Source organism: Sphaerisporangium perillae (assembly GCF_023276435.1).
Classification (GTDB): Bacteria; Actinomycetota; Actinomycetes; order Streptosporangiales; family Streptosporangiaceae; genus Sphaerisporangium; species Sphaerisporangium perillae.
Genome location: NZ_JALLPO010000008.1, coordinates 75881 through 100276 on the forward strand (window position 1 = coordinate 75881; position 24396 = coordinate 100276).

Genomic DNA, 24396 nt, shown 5'->3' on the forward strand with positions numbered 1-24396 from the left:
CGTGCCACATGAGGAGGCGAGTGCGATGCCGGACAGGCCGGGAGTACTGGTGCTCATGGGGTCGGGGGAGACCAGCCCGACCATGGTGGAGGTCCACCGCTCAGTCGTCCGGCGGCTGGGCCGCGGTCCACGGGCGCTGCTGCTCGACACGCCGTACGCGTTCCAGGAGAACGCGGCCGACATCTCCACCCGTGCCAAGCGCTACTTCGCCGGAAGCGTCGGCCTGGGCGTGGAGGTCGCCTCGGGCGCCGGCGCCCTGGTCCAGGCCGACTGGGTGTTCTCCGGACCGGGCAGCCCCACCTACGCGCTGGACCACTGGCGGGCGACCGAGGTCGGCGCCGCGCTACGGGCCAGGGTGCACGCCCGCAGCGGTGCCACGGTGCTGGCCTCGGCGGCCGCGTGCACGGCGGGGGTCGTGGCGGTGCCGGTCTACGAGATCTACAAGGTGGGCGCCGAACCGCACTGGCGTGACGGCATCGACCTGCTGTCGGTGCTGGGCCTGGACGTCGCGGTCATCCCCCATTACGACAACACCGAAGGTGGCACGCACGACACCCGCTATTGCTATCTGGGCGAGCGGCGGCTGGCGCGGATGGAGCGGGAGCTTCCCGAGGAGGTCGCCGTGCTCGGCATCGACGAGCACACGGCCGTCGTCATCGACCTGGTGGCCGAGACCGTCACGACCAGCGGGCGTGGCGCGCTGACGGTACGCCGCCAAGGGGCGCACACGGTGTTCCCCTCCGGGGCCGTGCTGAGCCTGGCCGAACTGCGTGAGCTGGCGAAGGGCGTCACGGGGTTCGTCCCAGCCGAACCGCTGACGCCCGTGGCCGTGCGGGACTCCTCCGGCCCGACGCTGGTCGAGTCCGTGCATGCGTGCCAGTCGCGGTTCGACTCCGCCGCCGGATGCGGCGACAGCGCCGCTCTGGCCGTGGCCGTGCTCGAACTGGAGGCCGAGATCGGCCGCTGGGCCGCGGACACCGAGGAGGACGAGGGCGGCGTGGAGCAGGCCCGGGCGGTGCTGCGCCACCTGGTCGCCCGGCTCGGTGGCATGGCCGACCTCCGCTCCGCCGAGGACCGGCTGGCCCCGCTGGTCGGCCCCCTGCTCGCGCTACGAGGGCGGCTGCGCGCCTCGGGCGCGTACGACACCGCGGACGCCGTGCGCGACGCGCTGACCGAAGGGGGCATCGTGGTCGAGGACACCCCGGACGGTCCCCGCTGGACCGTGCGCGCCTGACGGCGTAGCGCAGGGCGGAAGAGGAGCCGACTGGGCCACGACCCGCTCACGCAGTGCGTCGACCATGCGACTGACCGGGGTCTTCCAGGGCAGGGGGGACGCCCTCCGGCCCCGCCGTCCGCGCACGCTGCCCGGTTCGCTCGTGGTTCGACGTGCGTGCCGGGACCGGCGGGGCGGGCCAGGCGAGAATTGGCTCAGGTTGCGCAGGTGATATCGGTGGCGTCCGGGGTAGCGGAGGGGACATGCGATGGGGAGCGGTCGCGCCGCCGGTGGCGGTGGTCACGATAGTGGCGCTGGCGAGCCTGACGGGATGTGCCTCCGGCGAGGCGCCGACGGCCCAGCGGGCGGCGGAGCGCTTCTACAGCGCGGTGCACGCGGGGCAGGGCGAGGCGGCGTGCGGCCTGCTCACTCCGCGGGCGGCGGAGGACCTGCCTTTGGGTGGCGAGAGCTGTGCCGAGGCCGTCCTGCGGGCGCGGCTTCCCGCCGCGGACCGGCCCCGGCCGCAGGCGGCGCCGACGCAGGTGTGGGGGGACGAGGCACAGGTGCGGCTCTCGGGCGACACCGTCTTCCTGCACCGGTTCTCCCGCGGATGGCTGGTCAGAGCGGCCGGGTGCACGCCGCGTGGCGAGCAGCCGTACCGGTGCGAGGTGGGGAGTTGAGGGGATGCGGGTGTTGTTCGTGGCCACGATCGTGATCATCGTGATCGGGCTGGCCTACTTCATGACCATCGGGGTGCTGCGCAGATGAGGTCGACGCGATGAGACGCTTCCTGCGCGACAACGGGCTCAGCCTGTTCTTCCTCGTGGCGTTCCTGCTGGCACTGGGCGGCCAGTCCATCGCCGGCAACGCCGACTACAACGCCCGCCAGCTGACGGAGGGCGGCGCGCCCATCTCGTGGGTCTCCTACGTGACCTCCTCGGACTTCGCGGTCAACGTCGCGGAGAACTGGCAGTCGGAGTACCTGCAGTTCCTGCTGTACATCATGATCACGGTCTGGCTCGTGCAACGTGGCTCTCCGGAGTCCAAGAAGCCGGGCGAGCAGGGGCGCGAGAGCGACGAGGAGCAGAAGGTCGGCCCGCATGCCGAGCCGGACAGCCCGGCGTGGGCCAAGGCGACCGGCCTGCGGCGGACGCTGTTCGCCAACTCGCTCGGCCTGGTGATGGGCACGATCTTCGTCCTGTCGTGGCTCGCCCAGTCGGTCGCCGGTACGGCGAACTACAACTCCGAGCAACTGGCTCAGCTGCAGGACCCGGTGACCTGGCTGGGCTACGTCGGCTCGGCGGACTTCTGGAACCGCACGCTGCAGAACTGGCAGTCGGAGCTGCTCGCGGTGCTGTCCATGGTCGTGCTGTCCATCTACCTGCGCCAGCGCGGCTCACCGGAGTCCAAGCCGGTCGGGGTCCCGCACCAGGCGACGGGCATCGAAGGCTGAGGCCGCTCAGGCTTTCTGCTCGCGGGGGCGGACGACGGCGACGGGGCAGTGGGCGCCGTGCAGGACGCCGTGGCTGACCGAGCCCAGCAGCGCCCCGCCGAACCCGCCGAGCCCACGGGACCCGACCACGACGAGGTCGGCCTTCTCGGAGGCCTCCACCAGAGCCGGGGTGGGATGCCCGCAGATGGCCGACTCCACCAGCGGCACGTCGGGGTACTCGTCCCGCCAGGGCGCGAGCCACTGCTTGATCCTCTGCGCCCCGGCCTCGAAGATGTCGCGCGTCACATCGGCGTAGCCGGCGACGAACGGGGAGAACATCGGCATCGACCACGCGTACACCGCGTGTACGCGTGCCCCTCGGAGCCTGGCCTGGTCGAAGGCGTACCGCAGCGCGGCCTCCGAGTGCGGTGACCCGTCGACGCCCACGGCGATCTCGCCGAACCGCTCCTCGCGCGCGCCGCGCACGATCACGACGGGTCCGGCCGCGTGCCCGGCGAGCCCCGTGCCGACCGATCCGACGACCAGACCGGCGAAGCCGCCCATGCCCCGGCTGCCGAGCACCACCGTGTCGGAGTGCTCCGACTCGTGCCGGAGCCGTTCCACGACCGCGCCGGTGCTCAGCTCGGTGCTGACGGTCACGCCGGGCCGCCGCTCCCGGGCCTGTTCGGCGGCCTTCGCCAGCACGCCCTCGCAGTAGTCGGTCAGGGACTCGTTGAACCCCTCCACGCGGTGGAACGGGTACTCGTTGGCCCACGGTTCGCGAACGTGCACGATGCGCAGCGCGGATCCCTCACGCGCGGCGTCGTCGACCGCCCAGTCGACCGCCGCGAGCGCGGAGGCCGAGCCGTCGACCGCGACGGTGACAAGCCCGAACATGATCCTCCTTCGTCGTGCGGAATCGGCCGATCTCCGTCTACCGGTCTTCCCAGGAAGGAGTGTCGTCCTCGTCCCACTTCAGTTCGTCGATCACCTCTACCACGCCGTTGACCCGAAGGACCGACCGGGCGGCGATGTGCGCGTTGCTGCGCCGGTCCATCTGCCCGGCCAGCGTGACGACGCCCCGGTTCACCGTGACCTTGACGCGGGAGGCGTCCAGCCACAGGGAGCGGCGAAACCCGCTCGGCGGGGAGAGCCGCAAGTCCTTGATTCCGGGGTTGGAGGAGCGGTGAGGCCGGCGGCTTGACGACTCCCTAATAGGGATCTACTTCAGTTAGGGACTCTAACTGAAGGGCGGCGGCCCCCGGCCGCCGCCCTTTCCGCCATGTGCCGCCGGTCGGTCAGGACAGGCCCCAAGTGTCGGCGAACGACTCCATCTCGGCCTCCAGCAACGTGGCCGGCTGGTGGCCCATGCCGGTGAACTGACCCTGGACCTCCAGGTCGACGACGCCGTGCAGCCGGGCCCAGAGGGCGACCGTGCCAGCGAGGGCCGTGGCGGCGTCGCATCCGGGGGCGTAGGCGCGTACCCACTCGGCGACCGCCGGGGTGTCGTCGGCCCACTGCCGCATCTGCGCGGCGAGCCGATCGGCGGCGGGGCCGAGGCGCCCCTGCGCGACCACGGGCAGGAAGGGACCGAGCACGGCCCTCGCCCGGTCGACGGTCTCCGGCGGCGCCTCGTAGCCGGGCGACGGCGTGCCGGCGAGCAGTTGGTACAGGTGCGGTGCGGCCACCGCCCACTCGCGGTACGTGGCGGCCAGGGCGTGCAGCCGCTCGCGCGGCGGGCGTCCTGCCGTACGTTCGGCCGCCGCCCGCACCGCGGCGGCGGCGGCGTCGTAGCCGTCGCTGATCAGCTCGGTCAGCAGGTCGTCGCGGCTGCGGAAGTACTTGTACAGGGCCGGGCCGGTGACGCCCAGCTGCTTGGCGACGGCGTTGAGGCTGAGCGCGCCCGCTCCGCCGACCCCGATCTGGGCCAGCGCGGCCTCCTTGATCTCGGCACGCACCTGCTCCCGGTAGCGCTGGCGGGGTGTGCCGTCGCGGGTGGCCATGCGAATCATCCTCTCTGCAAGGTCGACATATCCTAGCTACGGTTATTGTCTATAACCATAGCTACGATGACTAACCAAGCAGGGAGATCGCATGGACATCGACATCGCCCGCGACGCACCCGTCATCGTCGAGCTGGAGACCACGGTCGACGCCGCACCGGCCATCGTGTGGGAGCCGCCGTGCCTGATCCGGGCGGCGCTTCAGGGAAGCGGTGTGTCGCGCGAGGCGATCACGAGGGTGTCGATGGCCTCGCGCGTGCCGGCGTCGGTGGCGACCGGACGGCGCACGCGGCCGGCCCGCGAGATGGTCAGCGGCTCGAGGCACCCGGCGATGGACTCCGGCGTGTAGAGGACGCGCGGGTCGCGCGGGCCGCCGACGCCCTCGTCGAGGTTGGTGACGTCATGCCCGACGATCATCAGCCGGCCGCCCGGCGCCACCGCTGTTACGGCCCGCCGCAGCATCTTGGCGAGATCGTCGGGCGGCAGGTGCATGTAGGCGATGAGCACCAGGTCGTGGGCGCCTGGTTCGGGGCTGTACTCCCGGAGGTCCGCCGTCACCCACTCCACGGCCACGCCGCGCTCGCCGGCCAGCCGCCCGGCCTTCTCCAGCCCGGTGGTGGAGAAGTCGACGCCGGTCGTCCGCCAGCCGCGCTCGGCGAGCCACACGGCGTTGCGCCCCTCACCGGTACCCAGGTCGAGCGCCCGGCCGGGCGTCAGCTCCGCGAGGTGCTCGACCACGAAACGGTTGGGCTGGGCGGTCCAGATCAACTCGCTCGTCTTGTAGCGCTGGTCCCACTCCGTCTTTTCCATGGCCGCATCCTCCCCGCAGATCCTATGCCCGGAAGAAAGTCCGGAAGAAAGTCCGGCGCCGTGTCGAACGCGTCGCGCGGGCGGACCCGGATCCTCGTCATCGACCCCGTGTGGCCGCTGCCGCCGGTCGGGCTGGGCGTCGTGTTCGCGCCGGTGACGGCCGCGCCACAAAATCGGTTGTCCTCCGCGGCGGCCGTCTGTTGTACTCCCGGCAACGGCAGGTCGGACGAGGAGGCGGAAGTGCGAGCAGCGTTCATGTTCATCCAGATGGAAATGACCACCTATCTGAAGGACATGGCGCTTCGTGCGAACGCTGAACTTGGGGATCCTGGCGCATGTAGACGCCGGTAAGACGAGCCTGACCGAGCGGCTGCTCTTCGCCGCCGGTGTCATCGACGAGATCGGCAGCGTCGATGACGGCAGCACCCAGACCGACTCGCTGGCGCTGGAGCGCCGGCGCGGCATCACCATCAAGTCCGCCGTCGTGTCGTTCGCCATCGACGACGTCACGGTGAACCTCATCGACACGCCCGGCCACCCCGACTTCATCGCCGAGGTGGAGCGGGTGCTGAGCGTGCTCGACGGCGCCGTCCTGGTCATCTCCGCCGTCGAGGGGGTGCAGGCGCAGACCCGCGTGCTGATGCGGACGCTGCAGCGGCTGAGCATTCCCACCCTCGTCTTCGTGAACAAGATCGACCGTGGTGGCGCCCGGTACGAGCACGTCCTGCGGAGCATCGCCGAGAAGCTGACACCGGCCGTCATCCCGATGGGGTCGGCGCAGGGTCTCGGCACGCGCGACGCCGGTTTCACCCCGTACGGGCCGGGTGACGCCGCCTTCACGGCCAGGCTGGCCGAACTGCTCGCCGACCACGACGACGCCTTCCTGGCCGCGTACATCGACGACCGGACGACGCTCTCCTACCGCCGGCTCCGCCGCGAGTTCGCGGCGCAGACCCGGCAGGCGCTGGTGCACCCGGTGTACTTCGGCTCGGCCATCACCGGCGCCGGCGTGGCGGCGTTGACCACCGGCATCAGGAAGCTGCTGCCGGTGGCCGCCGACGACGCGGACGGCCCGGTCTCCGGCACCGTGTTCAAGATCGAACGCGGGCCGTCCGGGGAGAAGATCGCCTACGTGCGCATGTTCTCGGGAACGGTGCGCGTCCGCGATCGGCTGCCGTTCGGCGGGGACGGCGAGGGCAAGATCACCGCGATCGGCGTCTTCGACCGCGGCTCGGCCGTCCAGCGCCCGTCGGTCGCCGCCGGCCAGATCGGCAAGGTCTGGGGGCTCGGCGACGTTCGCATCGGCGACCACATCGGCCGCCGGAGGAAAGAGGCCTCCGAGCACCGCCACTTCGCCCCGCCGACCCTGGAAACCGTCGTCGTCCCCTGCCGCCCTGCCGACAGAGGCGCCCTGCACGCCGCGCTCACCCAGCTCGCCGAGCAGGACCCCCTGATCGACCTGCGGCAGGACGACATCCGGCAGGAGGTCTCCGTCTCGCTCTACGGCGAGGTGCAGAAGGAGGTCATCCAGGCGACGCTGGCGGACGACTACGGCATCGACGTCACCTTCCGGGAGACGACGACCATCTGCGTCGAACGGCCCGTCGGCACGGGTGCGGCGTTCGAGATCAACGACAAGGAGCCGAATCCGTTCCTCGCGACCGTCGGGCTGCGCGTCGACCCCGCTCCGCTGGACACCGGCGTGGAGTTCCGGCTGGAGGTCGAGCTCGGGTCGATGCCGTTCACGTTCATCAAGGCGGTCGAGGAGACCGTCAGGGAGACCCTTCGCCAGGGCATCCACGGCTGGCAGGTCACCGACTGCACGGTCACCCTGACCCATTCCGGATACTGGCCGCGGCAGAGCCACTCCCACGCCGTCTTCGACAAGAGCATGTCCAGCACGGCCGGAGACTTCCGCAACCTGACCCCGCTGGTCCTGATGAGCGCGCTCGCGCGGGCCGGCACCAGGGTGTACGAGCCGATGCACCGTTTCCGCCTGGAGATCCCGGCGGACACGCTCGGAGCGGTCCTGCCCGCACTGGCACGGCTGCGCGCCGTCCCGCGCACAACGGAGATGCGAGGTCCGTCGTGCCTGCTGGAGGGCGAGATCCCGGCGGCCCGGGTGCACGAGCTGCAGCAACAGCTTCCTGGGCCGACCCGCGGTGAGGGGGTGCTGGAATCCGCCTTCGACCACTACCAGCCGGTCTCCGGCACGATCCCCGACCGGCGGCGGACCGACCACAACCCGCTCAACCGCAAGGAGTACCTGCTGCACGTCGTGCGGCAGGTCTGAGGGACACCGCCGATGCTTCCCTCATCCACGCGACGGGCCGTCCTGCGCTGCCTCCGCCCGGGACGCCGCTCCGCCATCGCCCTTGCCGCCGCCACCGCCGCGACGGTGCTCCCGCTGATGGCGCCGCAGATCACCGCCGGGGGAACCCGCTACGTGGACCTCGCGCCGGTCATTTCTCCCGCTGGAGGATGACCACCGGGATCGTCCTGCTGGTCTTCTTCTGGTATCCGGCGTAGGTGGGGAAGACCGACACCATCAGCTCCCACAGCCGCGGCTTCTCCTCGTCGGTGGCGACACGGGCCTGCGCGGCGAACTTGTCCGCGCCGACCTGGACGTCCACCTCGGGGTGCTCGAGCAGGTTGAGGTACCAGGCGGGGTGGTGGTCGGCGCCACCGTTCGACCCCACGACCACGTGGTCGTCGCCGTCCCGGCCATAGATCAACGCCGTACGGCGCAGCTTTCCGGACTTCCTGCCGCGCGTAGTGAGCAGCAGCGAGTCGTACCCGTTGAACTTGTGGCCGTCCTGGCCATCGGACTCCACGTACTTCTGGATGTGCTTGGCCACCCAGCCCGTGGGGCTGTCCACGACTTCTTCAGACTCCGGCGTTGTCAACAGACCTCCCGTGTGATCACCTGCGATCGGGGCCACGCTACCGCTGACCTGATCGCCACCGTCAAGCCCGGGCGCCGTGGATGTGACGCTCGCCCGGCCGGCGAAAGACGCGCACACGGCGAGCGGCCCCTGACCTCGGCGCCCTGGTCGCGATGGCCGTCATGTGGCACGGACAGACCGGTGGCTTTCACCATGCGACTCGAATCGCTGATCACGCCGTGACGGTTGTGGCTTTGGTGAATGCAGAGGTTCTCCCATCCTTCGCCGGGTAGATCTGGGACACGGCTGTCTTCTCGGGGCGCCGTTCACATCAATCACCATCTTCACCAGGGCGTGAGCCGCGTGTCCACAACCGTCGCTCCTCAATCGCCCGTTGGTCCGAACGCCAGGAGACCGTCATGATCAATCGAGGTAAGCCCACCAAGAGCGGACTGGTCGAACTCACCTTCACCGTGCCGGTGGCCGACTCGCCCGGGCAACTGTCGGTGGTCGGAGATTTCAACGGGTGGGATCCCTACGCCCATCCGATGCGGGCTGAAGACGGCGTTTACCAGGTGACGGCCATCGTCGGGGCGGGCGAGGCCGTCTGTTTCCGGTATCTGGCCGACGGCGGAGTGTGGTTCGACGACCCTGACGCCGACTATCACGACGAGCACGGCGGGCACCTCCTGGCCGCCGCTCCGAATGGTCAGGCGGAAAGCGCCCCCGGCCGCGACGCCGCGAAAACCGACGTGCGCGACGCCGCGAAATCCGACGTGCGCGACGCCGCGAAATCCGATGTGACAGTGCCCGCGCGCGATTCATCCCGCAACGGGGCGAAGGACTCCCGCAGTCCGGTCGACGCCTAGAAAGAACATCCCGCGCGTAGCGGCGGGCCCGTCAGCGCCACCGTGCCGGCCCGGGATGACCTCGGTCGGCGCAGTGATGGATGCGGCGCCGCCGACACCTGTGGAGATCATTCGAACCTGTGTACGACTCTGTGGATACTGTGGATAACTCCACCGGCCCCCGGGCGACTTGTCGCCATTGACAACTTGTCCGGGGTGACAGAAGTGACAGGCGAGGTGTCGCACCGCCACCGTAATATCGGCTTGAAAGCGCATCTAAGCCTTGCATCTCCCGCTCTTCTGGCCATCGCAGCCCAGAATCTGCATGATGAGCGTATGGCGGACGATGCGGCGACGGCGGGGCGGACGATGACCGGCGCTCAGGTCCGCCGCTGGGAGGAGGTGTTGCGCAACATCACCGAGATGCTCCCGGCCGGACCGGCGTGCGTCGTGGTGGATGGCGTCGACCAGCAGAGCCTGGACTTCACTGAGCGCCTTGCCGCCACCCTCCATGCCGCCGGGCGCCCCTGCGCCCGTCTATCCGAGACCGACCCGTCCGCCGGCGAGGACGCCTGGTACGCCGGCCGCACCGCGGAAACGGTCGCGCTCGCCCACGGCCCCCACTGGCGCGCCCACCCGCCGCAGAGCGGTTGGGACGTGGTGATCTGGCTGCGCGCCTCACCCGGCGGCCACGGATCCCGGGGGAACGCCGAGCCCGACGCGGACATCGTCGTCGACCTGCACGATCCGAACTGGCCGGTGATCCGCCATGTGGCGGCGCGGCTGGCCGACCCGTCCCGGTGGTACATCACCGAAAACCGGGCCTTCTTCGCCACCCGCGCCGCGAGCTGGGACACGAGATTCGGCGACGACCTCCCCGCGTACACCGCCGCCATCACCGATTCAGGAATTCCGCGAGATGGCGTCGTCCTCGACGTCGGCTGCGGCAACGGCCGTGCCCTGCCCGCTCTGCGCCAGGCCGTCGGTCCTCAGGGTGCCGTCATCGCGCTGGACCTGACTCCCGAGATGCTCGAACAAGCCCGCGTCAAAGGCCGCGCCGAGCACGCCGCCCTCGTCCTCGCCGACGCCGGCCGTCTGCCCCTCACCCACGCGTCCGTCGACGCGGTGTTCGCCGCCGGGCTCCTCATGCATCTTCCCGACACCGAACAAGGCCTGCGCGAACTGGCCCGGGTCACCCGCCCCGGCGGCCTGCTCGTGCTCTTCCACCCCTCCGGGCGCATCGCCCTCGCCGCCCGCCACGGCCGCACGCTGCGCCCTGACGAGCCGCTCGCGAAAGAACCCCTCCGCCGATCGATGCGCCGCACCGGGTGGAAGTTGACCACCTACGACGACCCGGCACACCGCTTTCTCGCCATCGGCACTCGCCGGTAGCCGTGGTCGGCCCTGACGAGACCGGCAGCCGCCACCTACTGAGACGCAAGTGCGATGGAATCCTCGTTGATCACGTTGCTGTTGCGATGAGCTACGGCTATTGAGGCCGGAATATGCGAAGGTATGGTGTTGTTGTGACGACTTTTCGGATCAGTGAGGCTGCCGCGTTGCTCGGGGTCAGCCCGGACACCGTCCGGCGGTGGGTCGACGCGGGCCGGCTGGCTGCCGACCGAGACGAGCACGGCCACCGCATGGTGAACGGCACCGATCTGGCGGCGTTCGCGCGCTCCCAGACCGAGGCCGAGGACGGCTCGGGCCATTCCTCGGCCCGTAACCGCTTCCGCGGGATCGTGACCGAGGTGATCAAGGACGCGGTGATGGCCCAGGTGGAGATCGCCGCCGGCCCCTTCCGAGTGGTCTCGCTGATGAGCCGCCAGGCCGCCGATGAGCTGGGCCTGGCGGTGGGGGTGGTGGCGGTCGCCGTGATCAAGTCCACCAACGTCGTCGTGGAGATCCCCGACCACGCTCGCATGGCGAGTCAGTAAGGAGCCCTCGTTGTCCAGGCGTGTCTCCCGGTGGGCCCTCGCGGTCCCCCTCGCGCTGACGCTGGCCGCCGGCCTGTCCGGTTGCGGTTCCAGCGACCAGGCCGGCTCGACCGCTTCTTCTCCGGGCTCCTCGGGCGCCGGGCCCACGACCCTGACGGTGTTCGCCGCCGCCTCGCTGACCGGGACCTTCACCGAGCTGGGCAAGACCTTCGAGGCCGCCCACCCGGGGACGTCGGTGAAGTTCAACTTCGGCTCCAGCGCCACCCTGGCCCAGCAGATCACCCAGGGCGCCCCAGCGGATGTGTTCGCCGCCGCCAGCCCCGCCACGATGAAGACCGTCACCGACGCCTCGCTGGCCGGTACCCCGACGACGTTCGTCCGCAACAAGCTCCAGATCGCCGTCCCCGCCGGCAACCCGGCCAAGGTGGACGAGCTCAAGGACCTGACCGACCCCAAGATCAAGGTCGCCCTGTGCGCCGCCCAGGTGCCCTGCGGCGCCGCGGCGGTCAAGGCCCTGGACGCGGCCGGGCTGAAGGTCACCCCGGTCACCTACGAGCAGGACGTCAAGGCCACCCTCACCAAGGTCGAGCTCGGCGAGGTCGACGCGGCTCTGGTGTACACCACCGACGTGCTCGCGGCCGGCGACAAGGTGAAGGGCATCGCCTTCCCCGAGGCCGACAAGGCGATCAACGACTACCCGATCGCCGCCCTGTCCAAGGCGCCGGCGGCGGAGCTGGCCGAGCAGTTCGTCGAACTGGTCCTGTCCCCCCAGGGCAAGGACGTGCTGACCAAGGCCGGCTTCCAAGCCCCCTGACCGACATGACACCGACCACGACATCGACGGGCCGGGGCGGCGCGCGGCGCGGCCCCGGCCCGGTGGGTGCCCTGGCGGGACGTACCCCATGGGTGCTGGTCCTGCCCGCCGTCCTCGGCATGGCCTTCCTGCTGCTGCCGCTGGCCGGCCTGCTGATCAAGGCCCCCTGGCCGACGCTTCCGGAGCGGCTGGCCGAGCCCCAGGTGCTGGAGGCGCTGCGCCTGTCACTCGTCACCGCGACCATCGCCACGCTGGTCTGCCTGCTGCTCGGCGTGCCACTCGCCTGGCTGCTGGCGCGGGTCGCCTTCCCCGGGCGGCGTGCGGTGCGCGCGCTGGTCACCGTCCCACTGGTGCTGCCTCCGGTGGTCGGCGGTGTCGCGCTGCTCCTCGTGCTGGGGCGGCGCGGCCTGGTCGGACAGTGGCTGGACGCCACGTTCGGTGTCACCTTGCCCTTCACCACCGCCGGCGTCGTGCTCGCCGAGGCGTTCGTCGCGATGCCGTTCCTGGTCATCAGCGTCGAGGGTGCGCTGCGCGCCGCCGACCTGCGGCTGGAGGAGGCGGCCGCCACGCTCGGCGCCTCCCGCTGGACCATCTTCCGCCGCGTCACCCTGCCCCTCGTCGCCCCGGGCGTCGTGGCCGGAGCCGTCCTTTGCTGGGCACGCGCACTGGGCGAGTTCGGCGCGACCATTACCTTCGCCGGCAACTTCCCCGGCCGGACTCAGACCATGCCGCTGGCCGTCTACCTCGCTCTGGAAACCGAACCCGAGGCCGCCATCGTGCTCAGCCTCCTGCTGCTCGCCGTCTCGGTCATCATCCTCGCCAGCCTGCGCGACAAGTGGGTGACCAGCCCGTGAGCCTGCACGCCCATCTGGTCGTCGCCCGCCCGCGCTTCCGTCTGGACATCGACCTCACCGTCGCACCTGGCCAGGTGGTCGCCCTGCTCGGTCCCAACGGCGCCGGCAAGACCACCGCCCTGCGCGCCCTGGCCGGACTCACCGGCCTGTCAGGCGGCCACATCACCCTGGACGGCGCCCCCCTGCACACCCTGGCGGCCGAGCGACGCCCGATCGGCATGGTCTTCCAGGACTACCTGCTGTTCCCGCACCTGTCAGCCCTGGACAACGTCGCATTCGGCCCGCGCTGCCACGGCGCGTCCAAGTCCGACGCGCGCCGCACGGCGGCCGCCTGGCTGGAGCGGGTCGGCCTCACCGAGCACGCGCGTGCCAGACCTCGGCAACTGTCGGGCGGGCAGGCCCAGCGTGTGGCCCTGGCCCGCGCCCTGGCCATTGAACCCCGCCTGCTGCTGCTCGATGAGCCATTGGCCGCCCTGGACGCCCGTACCCGGCTGGACGTCCGTGCCCAGCTGCGCCGCCACCTGGCCGCCTTCGACGGCGCCACCGTCCTGGTCACCCACGACCCGCTGGAGGCCATGGTGCTCGCCGACCACCTGGTGGTCATCGAGAACGGCGCCATCGTGCAACAGGGCACCCCCGCACAGGTCGCCCAGCGCCCGCGCACCGACTACGTCGCCCGCCTGGTCGGCCTCAACCTGTATCGCGGCATCGCCACCGGCCGGCAGGTCAAGATCGAGGACGTGCTGCTCAGCGTCGCCGAGCACCTCGACGGTCCCGCGTTCGTCGCCTTCCCACCCGCCGCCGTCGCGCTGTACCGGACCCGCCCGGACGGAACCCCGCGCAACCTGTGGCAGGCCCGCATCGAAGGCATCGAACGGCACGGCGACAACGTCCGCATCCATCTCGAAGGCCCGATCACCGCCTCCGCCGACATCACCCCCGCCGCCGTCGCCGAGCTGGACCTGACCCCCGGCCAGCGGATCTGGGCCGCGGTCAAGGCCACCGAGACGCACGCCTATCCCGCGTGAACGCGTCCACCTAGGCGAACTTCTTGCGCCAGGCCAGGGAGACGTAGACGAGGGCGACCAGGACGGGGACCTCGATGAGCGGGCCGACGACGCCGGAGAGGGCCTGGCCGGAGGTCACGCCGAAGGTGGCGATGGCGACCGCGATGGCCAGTTCGAAGTTGTTGCCGGACGCGGTGAAGGCCAAAGTGGCGGTGCGGTCGTAGGGCAGGCCGATGCCGCGGCCGATGGCGAAGGAGCCGCCCCACATCACGGCGAAGTACGCCAGCAGCGGCAGCGCGATGCGCGCCACGTCCGCGGGCCGGTTGGTGATCGTATTCCCCTGCAGGGCGAACAGGATGACGATGGTGAAGAGCAGCCCGTACAACGCGATCGGCCCGATCTTGGGCAGGAACGCCGTCTCGTACCAGGCGCGTCCCTTGACCTTCTCGCCCATGCGACGGGTCAGGTAACCGGCCAGCAGTGGGACGCCTAGGAAGACCAGCACGTTGATGACGATGTCGGCGACCGAGAAGTGCAGGTCGTCGGTCCGCAGGCCGAGCCATCCAGGCAGGATGTCGAGGTAGAACCAGCCGAGCAGGCCGAAGGCGAGGACCTGGAACACCGAGTTGAGCGCGACCAGCACGGCGGCGGCCTCCCGGTCACCGCAGGCGAGGTCGTTCCAGATGATCACCATCGCGATGCAGCGGGCCAGGCCGACGATGATCAGTCCGGTGCGATACTCGGGCAGGTCGGGAAGGAAGGTCCAGGCCAGCGCGAACATCAGCGCCGGACCGGCCACCCAGTTGAGGACGAGCGAGGTGATCATGAGGCGCCGGTCCCCGGTGACGGTGTCCAGGCGGTCATAACGGACCTTGGCCAGCACCGGGTACATCATGACCAGCAGGCCGAGCCCGATGGGCAGGGAGACCCCGCCGATCTCGACCTTGCTCAGTACGTCGTTGAGGCCGGGGAGGGCCCGCCCCAGGCCGAGTCCGGCGGCCATGGCGGCGATGATCCACACCGGCAGGAAGCGGTCCAGGGTGGACAGCTTGCCCACCAGGCCGCTTCGCGAGGCGGCGGCGGTCGATTCGGCGGTCACGCGCAGGGCCTTTTCTCTCGGTGGTGGCGGTGTGCCGGGCTTGGCCGGTGGCCCGCCTTTGACGCGATCAGGATAGCTCAATATATTTTGAGGCAATGAATGCTGACTGGTCTTCCTCGTTGCGTGGGCGGGCTCGCGTGCACGCCGCGCTCGGCGACCCGGCGCGGCTGTCGATCGTGGACCGGCTGATCCTCGGAGACGCTTCGCCAGGGGAGCTCGGCGGGTTGCTCGGGCTGCCCACCAACCTGCTCGCCCACCACGTGAAAACCCTGCAGGAGGCCGGCGTGGTGGAGCGGTGCCGCTCGGAGGGGGACCGGAGGCGGACCTACCTCCGACTGGTTCCCGGCCCGCTGCACGACCTGCTTCCGGCCCCGACGCGACAGGCTCCACGGGTCGTCTTCCTGTGCACGCACAATTCGGCGCGCTCCCAGCTGGCCGCCGCGCTGTGGGCGCGAAAGAGCTCGGTGCCGACGGCCTCGGCGGGCACCCGACCGGCCACCATGGTCCACCCGACGGCCGTCGCCGTCGCGCGCCGCCATGGGCTGAGGCTCGATGACGCCCGTCCCACCCATACGGACGAGGTCGTGCGGCCCGATGACCTGGTCATCGCGGTGTGCGACAACGCCCATGAGCAGCTCCGGCAAGACGATCATCTGCACTGGTCGGTACCCGACCCCGTCCGCGCCGGCACCGAGGACGCCTTCGAACGCGCCTTTGACGACATCGCCGGCCGGATCGACCGCCTGGTCCCGGCCGTTCACCCCCCACAGGAGTGACAACCGATGAGTGACAAGCCCAGCGTCCTGTTCGTCTGCGTGCACAACGCCGGACGCTCTCAGATGGCGGCCGGCTGGCTCGCCCACCTGGCCGGCGACCGCGTCGAGGTACGCTCCGCCGGGTCCGTCCCCGCGGACCGGATCAACCCCGTCGCCGTGGAGGCGATGCGCGAGGTCGGCGTCGACATCACCGGCGAGCTCCCCAAGGTCCTCACCGCCGATGCCGTCCAGGCCTCCGACGTGGTCATCACCATGGGCTGCGGCGACGCCTGCCCCATCTTCCCCGGCAAGCGGTACGAGGACTGGCGACTGGACGACCCGGCCGGCCAGGGCATCGAGGCCGTCCGCCCGATCCGCGACGAGATCCGCACCCGCGTAGAGAAGCTCATCGCCGAGCTCGCACCGGCGAATGCCGGACCGACCGCCTAGCGGACCGACCGCCTAGCGGACCGCGGCCTCGGTCATGGCAGGGGCCGCTAGAAGCGCGGAGAGCTGGTGCAGCCGCTCCCTCACCGGGCGGTAGTACACCCAAGTGCCGCGACGATCGTGATCCACCAGGCCTGCCTCACGCAGCAGCTTCAGGTGGTAGGAGATCGTAGGGGCCGCGACGTCGAACAGATCGGTGAGGTCGCACACGCACACTTCTCCATCGGGATGCGCGGCGATCAACGACAGGAGTCGCAAGCGGACCGGGTCGCCCAAGGCTTTGAACGTCTTGGCCATGTCGACCGCGTGCACGGGATCCAGCGGCAGAGACTCGAGCGGAGCGCAGCAGCCTTGCCGGGCCAAGGCGCGATCCGTGGCTTCCGACGCCAACCCTCTATTCGACATGCCTCTATTTTGACATCTGTCTAACTGCTGGACAACTCGTGGCGATGGTAGGTGAGAAGGGCGCTCGCGGCGGTGAAACAGCCCACGGCGACGGCCGCCATCACCGAGCCGTACCCGGCCGCCTGGGCGAGGGCGACCGCACCAAGCGGGGCGGTGGCCTTGGCGGTGATGGAGAAGAAGGCGATGCGTCCGGCGATGGTGGCGTAGGCGGTGGTGCCGTACCGGGCGGCGAGCAACTGCGGCCGGGTGATGGTGCCGACGCCGAAGCCCAGCCCGAACAGCAGCACGCACCCGACCGCTCCCGCCACGCTGCGACCCACCTGAGGCAACAGCAGCACGGCCAGACCTTGAGAAGGCGTAGTAGAGCACGCCGTATCCGATGGTCTGGGTGACGGCCAGCGCGGCGACGATCCGCCACCCCCTGCGGGAGCCCGGACGGCCGCCGCCTGCCGTAGCGGAGGCGGCGGCATGGGCAGGGACGCTCACACCGGCTCACCGTGGCATGAGATCAGGTGACGGTGTCCCTGCGGCATGATGAGGTCATTCCCCCTGGACGCGGTTCAACCGCAGCAGCCGCCGCCGTCGACGGTGACCAGGGGCAACGGAGTCGCGAGCAGGCCGCCGCCGATGCCGGTGGCCAGTCCGACGCGTGACTCCTGGGCCTCGGCCAGGTTGGCGGAGCAGACTCCCGTTTCGGGCAGCTCCAGCCGCACGTCCCGGGCGGCTTCCCAGTCGCCGGCCAGCGCCGCGGCCACCGAGCGGACCTGCTCGTAGCCGGTGGCCATCAAGAACGTGGGGGCGCGGCCGTAGCTCTTGACGCCGACCGCGTAGTAGCCGGACTCGGGGTGAGCCAGCTCATCCACACCGTGGGCGGGCACGGTGCCACACGAGTGCTGGTTGGGGTCGATCAGCGGTGCGAGGGTGCGGGTGGAGCCGAGGATCGGGTCCAGGTCCAGCCGCAGCTCGCCGGCGATGGAGTGGTCGGGGCGGTAGCCGGTGGCCGACACGATCCGATCGACGGTGATGGACCGCTCGGCTCCGGAGGGGTCGCGGCTTGTCACTTGGAGGCCGTTGGCGGTGGCGGTGATGCGGTGGGTGTAGAAGCCGGTGACCAGGTTGATCCGTCCCGACTCGACCAGGGCGTGCAGGCGGGTGCCCAGGGCGCCGCGGGCCGGCAGTGCGTCGGCGGCGCCCCCGCCGTAGGTCCGGGTGGCGCTGCCGGCCCGGATGGCCCAGGTGATCGGCGTGTCCGGCAGTTGTGCCAGGGCGAGCAGCGTGGTGGCGGCGGAGTGGCCCGCGCCGACGACCAGGGTGTGCCGGCCCTCATAGGTGCCGCGGCCGGCGCCCAGCACGTCGGGCAGCGCGTGGTCGACGAGCTTCGCCGCCTGGTCCTCACCGTGGGCGGGCAGGCCGCTCGCCCCGAGAACGTTGGGGGTGGCATAGGTGCCGGAGGCGTCGATGACGGCCCAGGCCTGCAGTTCCTCCCCGCTGTCCAGTCGGATGAGGAACGGCGCCTGCTCCCGCCCGTTGGTGCGGACCCGGTCGTAGCCGAGGCGGCTGATCGCGGTGACCTTCGTGCCGAGCCTGAGCCTGGGCGCGATCGCGGGATGGCCGGCGAGCGGGGTGAGGTAGCCCTCGATCAGCTCGGCGCCGGTCGGCAGCCAGTCCGAATCGGGGGCCGTCCAGCCGTCCGCTTCGAGGAGACGGCGAGCGGCGGCGTCGATGTCGTACCGCCAGGGGCTGAAGACGCGCACGTGTCCCCACTGGGCGACCGAGGCGCCGGCCTGGCGGCCGGCCTCCAGTACCAGGAAGTCCAGGCCGCGCTCGGCAAGGTGGGCGGCGGCGGCCAGCCCGACCGGGCCCGCGCCGATCACCACGACGGGCAGCGCGTGCGCGCCGGCCTGCGATGGAAAGGGCTCGATCTCCAGGCCCACCGGGCCGCAGCATCCGTCACTCATGGTCGCTTCTCCGCGCGGTCGTGTGTCGGTCCCGGGTCATCTCCGGGCTGTTTCGAACTTCATCTAAGCAAGCCCAGTGTCCCGCTCAACTTAGAGTGATGTCAAATTAGATGAGCTTCTAATTCGTGCGAGCGCCAGTTGCTTTCATTCTTGGTCCAGTGGCCGTCCAGGTAGCCGGGGCGGATCACCACGGCGGCACCGTGCGCCTCACCGTCACCCACGAAGACCTGCCGGCCGACCAGTACGAGGGCACCGCTCAGGGCTGGGCGAAGGTCCTCTCCAGCCTGAAGTCCCTGCTGGAGACGGGCCAGCCCCGCCCGATCTCGGTGCTGTGCTCCTGAGGCGAGGGCCGGCCCGCGTACGCTGCGCGGCCGGCCACTACAGACGACAAGCAGCTCACGAGAGAAGTGAAGATCACGATACCGCTGGAGTACTAGGAGATCGTCTGACTGCAGGCGCTCCGCGACGTTATGCGCCGCGGCCAACCATCTTGTAATGCAGCAGCACGTTGTCCGACTCATCCTGTCGCCGGGTGCTCATGAGCCGCAGCGGCGGGACCTGCCCGGCGCCGAAGGCCGAGGTACCCCCGCCGAGAACGGCGGCGCCGACCATGAGGTGCAACTCGTCGACGAGCCCGGCGACCAGCAGGTCGTTCCAGAGCGTCCGGCTCCCGAACATCAGGATGTCCTTGCCCGGCCGCTCCTTGAGCTCCGCGACGACCTTGTGCGCGTCCGCCCGTCGCACGATGGTCGTGGTGTCGGTCCACGGCGCCGTGTCCTCCTCGGTCAGGGAGTCGGACACGACGACCTTCCGCATCTCGTTGTTGCGCCGGCCGGTCTCACGGTGCAGGTCGGCCACGCCGGGGTTGTTGGCCACCGCCGGGGACACCCCGGGGTTCTCGGCCACCGCCGGCCAGTACCCCTTGAGCCCCATGTACGTCGTCGCACCAAGCAGCAGCGTGTCGGCGCCCCGCTGCCGCTCGAGGTTGTGCTCGTCGAAGAACCCGTCCATCGGCAGAGCCATGACGTTGCGGCCCGGCCCCTCGAAGTACCCGTCCAGCGACATGATGTTGGAAACGATCAGCTTGCGCATGGTGCGCCCCTCAGGTTGGTGTTCGAGCTGTCACCCCTTCAGAGACACCGGCGACGCCGGATTCATCGGTCCGGCGGAGAAAATTCCATGGGGACGGAGAAGCGGCGGAGCAGCTGGGGGTCGACGAAGCCGGCGATCCACGAGATCCGGCCGTCCCGAAGGCTCAGCACATTGACCGCGCCCAGCCGGAACCGCTCCCCGTCGTGCTGGTAGCACGCGAACGCGGGCTGCCCGTTCGCAGCGATCGGCACCAGCCGCCACGGCGTGGCGAACATCCGCTCGGCCAGAAACCGGCCGACATCCTCGCGACCGTCGAACCACGCGGGCAGAGGCGGCATTGTGAACCGGGCGTCCTCAGCCAGCAACTCGAGCAGCGCCGGGACGTCGGCCCGCTGCCACGCCGTCACGAACGCGTCCACCAACGCGCGGCGTCCGCCCGAACCCAGCGCAGCCAGCTCGGCTTGCTGGGTGCGCCGGGGCACCCGCTGCTCCAGAGCCGCCCGGGCGCGCTGCATCGCGCTATTCACCGACGCAGGCGTGGTATCGAGGATTTCGGCGACCTCCGCGGCGGTGAACCCGAGCACCTCACGAAGGATCAGCACCGCGCGCTGGGTACCCGGCAGGTGCTGCAGCGCGGCAACGAAGGCCAGTTCGACGCTCTCCCGGCGCAGGTACGCCGCCGCCGGGTCGGGCTCCTCCTCCGCGGGCAGATCGTCGGGCCACGGCTCAAGCCAGACCGGACCGGTCACCGGCTCCCCGAGGTCGCCGGTGTCGGAACGGGCCGGGCCGTGGTCGAACGACAGCATCCGGCGGGGTCGCGACGACAGCCGCAGGCAGGCGTTGGTCGCCACGCGGAAGAGCCAGGTCCGCAGCGAGCTCCGGCCCTCGAAGCGCACCAACGCCTCGGCGGAATCCTCCACGAGTATCAGCATGCCGCCTGACCTGCACGGATGAGATTTTCGGCAAGCGCAGCGCTCCTTGGCGGATGGACTCTCTAATCTCATCAAATAAATCAAATGCTCGTTTAAGAGGGTCAGGTGGGATGATCCCCCGGGTAACGGCGTGTCTGGGAAGCTGCGGAGGCCATCGGCCGGTTTCCGGCGACTCGTTCCGGGTGACTACATCGGTTCGGGGAGGATCTCGGTATCGAGGCCAGCCCCTCCACGACGCCCTAGAAGCGTATGAGGCGCTCCGCCTCCCGCCGGGCGGAGAATTCGCCGGGGACGTAAAGCGCGCCTCGTCTGGCATATCGGGGGTCGTCTTCGGATGCGAGTATAAGGATACCCATCGTCTTGTTGTCTCTGAGCTCAAAGGGCGTTCGCCTTGGCATAGCCGACGAGCGTGATCTTGCTGGCCGCTTCTTCAGCAGTGCGGCGTAGACAGCCAGGTGCTTGTTGCGGCTACACGCGCTTTAGTTCGAGGACGGGAATGATGCGGACCCCGGCGGTTTGGCGTTCGTACTCGGCAAAGCCTGGGAAGCGCCGCGCTTGCTCGGCGTAGATGCGGTCGCGTTCGACGCCGGTCAATTCGCGGACGGTCACCTGGTACGTCTCGGTTCCGCGTTCGACGCTGGCGTCGCTGGCGTCGCTGGCGGCGGTCAGGTTGTAATACCAGTCCGGGTTGGTGGGTGCTCCGCCCTTCGTCGCGAAGACGTAGGCGATGTCCGGCTCGGTGTCGTGCGGGAGGTACATCGTCGGAGTGACGTACTCGCTCCCGCTTCTGCGACCGCGGTGGTGCAGCAAGACCATGGGAGCGCCCTCGAAGATCCCGCCGACTCTGCCCTCGTTCGCTCGAAACTCTGCGATGGTCTTCGCGTTCCAATCGAGCGGTTCGTTCATATCGAACTCCTGTCGTTAGCGGTCCCGGGATAGGTCAGGCGAGATGCGCCGACAAGAACCGTCCGGCTCTGTCCAGTGCTGCGGCGGCTTCGTCGAGGATCGGGTGGTAGGCCTGGAAGACGTGGGGCACCCCGGGGACGATCTCGAGCGTGACCTCGACGTCGGCGAGCGCGGCCTGTCGCGCGAGGCGGGTGGCGTCGTCGAGGAGGACCTCGTGCGTTCCTGCCTGGATGATCAGGGGCGATAGTCCGGACAGGTCGGCGAATATGGGGCTGATGAGGCCGAGGGCGGCATCATTCCCCGAGACGTAGTCGGTGACTCTGGGTTGGAGCGCTTCTGGGCTGAGCAGCGGGTCGGCCTTGCGCTTGGTTTCCATGGTTATCCCGGCCAGGGTGAGATCGGCGTACGGTGACATGACGAAGGCCGCGGCCGGCAGCGGCAATCCGTGATCGCGGGCGTTGACCAGGGTGGCGACGGCGAGCCCGCCGCCCGCGGATTCTCCTGCGAAGGCGATGTCCGAAGGGTCCGTGCCGTTGTCCAGGAGGGCTCTGTAGGCGGCGAGAGCGTCGTCGACCGCCGCCGGATAGGGGTGCTCGGGGGCGAGCCGGTAGTCGACGGAGATGACCTTGGCGCTGGTCCGCCGGGCGACCTGCGAGGCCAGCTCGGCGGCGAGGAAGGCGTCCCCCAGCACGTACACGCCGCCGTGGAAGTACAGGACAGTGTGGCGAGGTTCGATTCCGTCGACTGTGACCTCGGCCGTTGGGACACCGCCCAGTACTGCCGCGGTCACGGTCACATCGGCGGGCAGGGGCTGCGCCGACAGCAACTCCCGGAGCTGTCGCCGCTGCTCGTTGACGTCACTCACGGCGGGAAAGGCTGACTGCCGCAGGATCGCGTCGAGGTTCTCTCGCTGTTCGTTGCTCACGGACGAATCTCCTCGTCGGTTGGGAGTTCCCAGCAGGGAGGTGCGCTGCGTGCTGATGCTTGCAGCCAGCCGGGTGAGGAGACGTCACCGGATCCCGGTGATTCGCTGGGACCGAGCAGGCAAGGCCCGGTCGGCGATGCTGAACGCCGTCTGGCGGTCCTGGTCCTCCCGCTGCCCTGAGGGGCCGCTGTGATCCCGTCCTGTGCTGCGTTGTCGAGTTGGGGCGAATCACCGGGATCCGGTGATGACCTCTCACTTTGCTGAAGGCGAGCCTTGGTTCGTCATGACGCTCGCAGGCCGCTGCGGACGTGCGGCCAGATCCTGGGGAGACACCGTGACATCACCTGCCTCCGGCGAAGACAACACCTTCGATCCATCCGGCGCCACTAACCCTCGCCTCGGCCTGGCTCTGATCGTCATTGCGACCGCTCAGCTCATGGTCGTGCTCGACTCCACCATCGTCAATGTGGCGTTGCCGCGTGTGCAGAGTGCGCTCGGCTTTTCCGGTAGCGGCCTGGAATGGGTGGTGAACGCCTACGCGGTCACCTTCGGTGGGCTGCTGCTGCTCGGCGGACGTGCCGGTGACATTCTCGGCCGGAGGCGAGTGTTCATCGTCGGGCTGCTGCTGTTCTCCATGGCGTCCCTGCTCGGTGGGTTCGCCACCAGCCAGTGGTGGCTGCTCACCGCCAGGGCACTACAGGGTGTCGGCGGCGCGGTGATCGCGCCGACCGCGCTGGCGTTGATCACTACGAACTTCCCCGGGGGCGCGGAACGCAACAGGGCGTTCGGTGTCTACGCGGCGATGGCCGGTGCTGGCAGCGCGGCGGGCCTGCTGCTGGGCGGTGTACTGACCACCTATGCGTCGTGGCGGTGGGTCATGTTCGTCAACGTCCCCATCGGGATCCTTGTGGCGGCCGCGGCGCCGCGCGTGCTGGCCGAATCGCCCCGCAGGCCGGGCCGGATCGACATGGCCGGCGGGGTCTCTGCCACCGGCGGAGTCGCGTTGCTCGTCTACGGCCTGTCCAAGGCCGCTGCTGGGCCCGAGGGGGTGTCGCACTGGGGTGACGTGCCGGTACTGGCGTCGCTGGTTGCCGCCGTCGCGCTGCTCGTGTCGTTCGTACTGATCGAGATGCGCAGTTCGCACCCGCTGCTGCCGATGCGGCTGCTGGCCGACCGTGACAGGTCGGGCGCCTACCTGATCATGCTGTGCGTCTCCACCGCGCTGTTCGGGCTGTTCTTCTTCCTCACCCTGTTCATGCAGAGCGTGCTCGGATACAGCGCGATCCGGTCGGGCATGGCCTACCTGCCGTTCGCCGTCGGGGTCGTGGCTGCGTCGGGGCTGGCCACGCCGCTGATGGCGCGGATCGGGGCCCGGCCGCTGATCCTGACAGGCGTCGCCGCGGTCGTGGTCGGGACGTTCTGGTTTTCCAGGTTGACCGAACAATCCGGCTATGCCGGGCAGCTGCTCGGCCCGCTGCTTGTGACCTCATTCGGGCTCGGCCTGGTGTTCGTCCCACTGTCGCTGGTCTCCCTGCACAACGTGGCCGAGCAGGACTCAGGCGTCGCCTCCAGCCTGCTCAACGCAGGCCAACAGATCGGCGGCGCGATGGGGCTCGCCCTGCTCGGCACGATCGCCTGGACAACCGTCGCCGACAGCGTCAGGACACAGGCCGCGGACGCCGCGAAGGCGGGCCGGCCACTGCCGAAGCCGGGCACCGCACCGCCTGCAGCCATCTACGATCACGCCCTGGCAGTCGGCTTCTCCCGTGGTTTCGAGGTTGCCGCAGGGGTCGCGCTGCTCGCCCTCCTCATCGCGATCGCCACCATCAGGCTCGGCCGCAAGGAACTTACCGGCGCCGCGCCGCTAGAGGTGGCACCAGAGCCCGCAGCGGAGCAGGAAGCGGCACCGCAGCTCGCAGCCCTTCAGCCCGAAGCTACGCAGCGTTATGAGGATCGAGTCGCTCTCGCTTCGGCGGTCCGTCCATGCCGGCTCTGCTAGCCAAGGCTCAGCAGAACTGAGGTTCGCACGCCGTTGACAGTGCGTGCGACGGCCCGATAGAGAGACAACAGGTGC

29 protein-coding genes are annotated in these 24396 nt (G+C 69.9%); 16 read left to right on the plus strand and 13 right to left on the minus strand.

Annotation, left to right across the window (positions count from 1 at the left end):
• Window positions 1–25: 25 nt before the first annotated feature.
• The 3 genes from MYF83_RS09780 (at window position 26) to MYF83_RS09790 (ending at window position 2666) form a co-directional block, all read left to right on the plus strand.
• On the plus strand, window positions 26–1234 hold the full coding sequence (locus tag MYF83_RS09780; protein WP_248959917.1) for a hypothetical protein: 1209 nt from the start codon (window positions 26–28) through the stop codon (window positions 1232–1234).
• A 242-nt stretch (window positions 1235–1476) separates the two neighbouring features.
• On the plus strand, window positions 1477–1893 hold the full coding sequence (locus MYF83_RS09785; RefSeq protein ID WP_248959918.1) for a hypothetical protein: 417 nt from the start codon (window positions 1477–1479) through the stop codon (window positions 1891–1893).
• Between the two features lie 98 nt (window positions 1894–1991).
• Window positions 1992–2666 (plus strand): DUF6766 family protein, encoded by a 675-nt coding sequence (locus MYF83_RS09790; protein ID WP_248959919.1) that lies wholly within the window; start codon window positions 1992–1994, stop codon window positions 2664–2666.
• A 6-nt stretch (window positions 2667–2672) separates the two neighbouring features.
• On the opposite strand, the gene MYF83_RS09795 is transcribed toward MYF83_RS09790, so the two are convergent.
• The 4 genes from MYF83_RS09795 to MYF83_RS09810 form a co-directional block, all read right to left on the minus strand.
• Window positions 2673–3542: a universal stress protein gene (locus MYF83_RS09795; RefSeq protein ID WP_248959920.1), complete on the minus strand. Its 870-nt coding sequence runs from the start codon at window positions 3540–3542 to the stop codon at window positions 2673–2675.
• Between the two features lie 37 nt (window positions 3543–3579).
• Window positions 3580–3804 carry a BON domain-containing protein gene (locus MYF83_RS09800; protein WP_248959921.1) on the minus strand — a complete coding sequence of 75 codons (225 nt, stop codon included), beginning with the start codon at window positions 3802–3804 and terminating at the stop codon, window positions 3580–3582.
• A gap of 139 nt (window positions 3805–3943) precedes the next feature.
• Window positions 3944–4648: a TetR/AcrR family transcriptional regulator gene (locus tag MYF83_RS09805; RefSeq protein WP_248959922.1), complete on the minus strand. Its 705-nt coding sequence runs from the start codon at window positions 4646–4648 to the stop codon at window positions 3944–3946.
• Window positions 4649–4849: 201 nt separating this feature from the next.
• Window positions 4850–5458 (minus strand): class I SAM-dependent methyltransferase, encoded by a 609-nt coding sequence (locus MYF83_RS09810; RefSeq protein WP_248959923.1) that lies wholly within the window; start codon window positions 5456–5458, stop codon window positions 4850–4852.
• Window positions 5459–5518: 60 nt separating this feature from the next.
• Between MYF83_RS09810 and MYF83_RS09815 the strand changes: the two genes are divergently transcribed.
• Genes MYF83_RS09815 through MYF83_RS09825 form a run of 3 tightly spaced genes read left to right on the plus strand, consistent with a single transcriptional unit; the run spans window position 5519 to window position 7943 of the window.
• Window positions 5519–5809 (plus strand): hypothetical protein, encoded by a 291-nt coding sequence (locus tag MYF83_RS09815; RefSeq protein ID WP_248959924.1) that lies wholly within the window; start codon window positions 5519–5521, stop codon window positions 5807–5809.
• Window positions 5763–7751 (plus strand): elongation factor G, encoded by a 1989-nt coding sequence (locus MYF83_RS09820; protein ID WP_248959925.1) that lies wholly within the window; start codon window positions 5763–5765, stop codon window positions 7749–7751. Before MYF83_RS09815 ends, MYF83_RS09820 begins: the two co-directional genes overlap by 47 nt.
• A 12-nt stretch (window positions 7752–7763) precedes the next feature.
• Window positions 7764–7943: a hypothetical protein gene (locus MYF83_RS09825; RefSeq protein ID WP_248959926.1), complete on the plus strand. Its 180-nt coding sequence runs from the start codon at window positions 7764–7766 to the stop codon at window positions 7941–7943.
• Here MYF83_RS09825 and MYF83_RS09830 read toward each other — a convergent pair.
• Window positions 7921–8337, minus strand: coding sequence for a nitroreductase family deazaflavin-dependent oxidoreductase (locus MYF83_RS09830; protein ID WP_248959927.1), 417 nt, complete (start codon window positions 8335–8337; stop codon window positions 7921–7923). The genes MYF83_RS09825 and MYF83_RS09830 overlap by 23 nt on opposite strands.
• A gap of 425 nt (window positions 8338–8762) precedes the next feature.
• Between MYF83_RS09830 and MYF83_RS09835 the strand changes: the two genes are divergently transcribed.
• From MYF83_RS09835 to MYF83_RS09860, 6 genes are all read left to right on the plus strand, one after another.
• Window positions 8763–9212, plus strand: coding sequence for an isoamylase early set domain-containing protein (locus MYF83_RS09835; RefSeq protein WP_248959928.1), 450 nt, complete (start codon window positions 8763–8765; stop codon window positions 9210–9212).
• Window positions 9213–9527: 315 nt separating this feature from the next.
• Complete coding sequence (locus MYF83_RS09840) at window positions 9528–10583, plus strand: class I SAM-dependent methyltransferase (RefSeq protein ID WP_248959929.1); 1056 nt, start codon at window positions 9528–9530, stop codon at window positions 10581–10583.
• A 134-nt stretch (window positions 10584–10717) separates the two neighbouring features.
• A complete protein-coding gene (locus tag MYF83_RS09845; RefSeq protein WP_248959930.1) occupies window positions 10718–11128 on the plus strand; it encodes a TOBE domain-containing protein in 411 nt (136 codons plus the stop codon).
• Between the two features lie 10 nt (window positions 11129–11138).
• Window positions 11139–11942, plus strand: a complete 804-nt coding sequence (modA, locus tag MYF83_RS09850) for a molybdate ABC transporter substrate-binding protein (protein WP_248959931.1) — start codon at window positions 11139–11141, stop codon at window positions 11940–11942.
• A gap of 5 nt (window positions 11943–11947) precedes the next feature.
• Window positions 11948–12796 carry a molybdate ABC transporter permease subunit gene (gene modB, locus MYF83_RS09855; RefSeq protein WP_248959932.1) on the plus strand — a complete coding sequence of 283 codons (849 nt, stop codon included), beginning with the start codon at window positions 11948–11950 and terminating at the stop codon, window positions 12794–12796.
• Entirely contained in the window at window positions 12793–13824 is a 1032-nt protein-coding gene (locus MYF83_RS09860; RefSeq protein ID WP_248959933.1) for an ABC transporter ATP-binding protein, read from the plus strand. The genes modB and MYF83_RS09860 overlap by 4 nt, the downstream gene beginning before the upstream one ends.
• Before the next feature lie 10 nt (window positions 13825–13834).
• Here MYF83_RS09860 and arsB read toward each other — a convergent pair whose 3' ends face one another.
• Entirely contained in the window at window positions 13835–14902 is a 1068-nt protein-coding gene (arsB, locus tag MYF83_RS09865; protein ID WP_308201428.1) for an ACR3 family arsenite efflux transporter, read from the minus strand.
• A 137-nt stretch (window positions 14903–15039) separates the two neighbouring features.
• Here arsB and MYF83_RS09870 point away from each other — a divergent pair, with 137 nt between their 5' ends.
• Complete coding sequence (locus tag MYF83_RS09870; protein ID WP_248959934.1) at window positions 15040–15678, plus strand: arsenate reductase/protein-tyrosine-phosphatase family protein; 639 nt, start codon at window positions 15040–15042, stop codon at window positions 15676–15678.
• Between the two features lie 6 nt (window positions 15679–15684).
• On the plus strand, window positions 15685–16107 hold the full coding sequence (locus MYF83_RS09875; protein ID WP_248959935.1) for an arsenate reductase ArsC: 423 nt from the start codon (window positions 15685–15687) through the stop codon (window positions 16105–16107).
• A gap of 12 nt (window positions 16108–16119) precedes the next feature.
• On the opposite strand, the gene MYF83_RS09880 is transcribed toward MYF83_RS09875, so the two are convergent.
• The 3 genes from MYF83_RS09880 to MYF83_RS09890 all read right to left on the minus strand — a co-directional run bounded on the left by MYF83_RS09880 (window position 16120) and on the right by MYF83_RS09890 (window position 18467).
• Window positions 16120–16416, minus strand: coding sequence for an ArsR/SmtB family transcription factor (locus tag MYF83_RS09880; protein ID WP_308201429.1), 297 nt, complete (start codon window positions 16414–16416; stop codon window positions 16120–16122).
• Window positions 16417–16529: 113 nt separating this feature from the next.
• Window positions 16530–16847, minus strand: coding sequence for a hypothetical protein (locus tag MYF83_RS09885; protein ID WP_248959937.1), 318 nt, complete (start codon window positions 16845–16847; stop codon window positions 16530–16532).
• Window positions 16848–17069: 222 nt separating this feature from the next.
• Window positions 17070–18467, minus strand: a complete 1398-nt coding sequence (locus MYF83_RS09890) for an FAD-dependent oxidoreductase (RefSeq protein ID WP_248959938.1) — start codon at window positions 18465–18467, stop codon at window positions 17070–17072.
• Between the two features lie 158 nt (window positions 18468–18625).
• Here MYF83_RS09890 and MYF83_RS09895 point away from each other — a divergent pair, with 158 nt between their 5' ends.
• The gene (locus MYF83_RS09895) at window positions 18626–18808 is read left to right on the plus strand and encodes an SRPBCC domain-containing protein (RefSeq protein ID WP_248959939.1); all 183 of its coding nucleotides are present in this window, start codon (window positions 18626–18628) and stop codon (window positions 18806–18808) included.
• 127 nt (window positions 18809–18935) lie between these two features.
• Here the strand turns inward: MYF83_RS09895 and MYF83_RS09900 are convergent, their stop codons facing one another.
• The 4 genes from MYF83_RS09900 to MYF83_RS09915 form a co-directional block, all read right to left on the minus strand.
• Entirely contained in the window at window positions 18936–19559 is a 624-nt protein-coding gene (locus MYF83_RS09900; protein WP_248959940.1) for a dihydrofolate reductase family protein, read from the minus strand.
• 62 nt (window positions 19560–19621) lie between these two features.
• Window positions 19622–20479, minus strand: coding sequence for an RNA polymerase subunit sigma-70 (locus tag MYF83_RS09905; protein ID WP_248959941.1), 858 nt, complete (start codon window positions 20477–20479; stop codon window positions 19622–19624).
• 480 nt (window positions 20480–20959) lie between these two features.
• A complete protein-coding gene (locus MYF83_RS09910) occupies window positions 20960–21397 on the minus strand; it encodes a nitroreductase family deazaflavin-dependent oxidoreductase (RefSeq protein ID WP_248959942.1) in 438 nt (145 codons plus the stop codon).
• A 34-nt stretch (window positions 21398–21431) separates the two neighbouring features.
• Window positions 21432–22322: an alpha/beta hydrolase gene (locus MYF83_RS09915; protein WP_248959943.1), complete on the minus strand. Its 891-nt coding sequence runs from the start codon at window positions 22320–22322 to the stop codon at window positions 21432–21434.
• Window positions 22323–22566: 244 nt separating this feature from the next.
• On the opposite strand from MYF83_RS09915, the gene MYF83_RS09920 reads away from it, so the two are divergent.
• Complete coding sequence (locus MYF83_RS09920) at window positions 22567–24321, plus strand: MFS transporter (RefSeq protein WP_248959944.1); 1755 nt, start codon at window positions 22567–22569, stop codon at window positions 24319–24321.
• Window positions 24322–24396 lie beyond the last annotated feature (75 nt).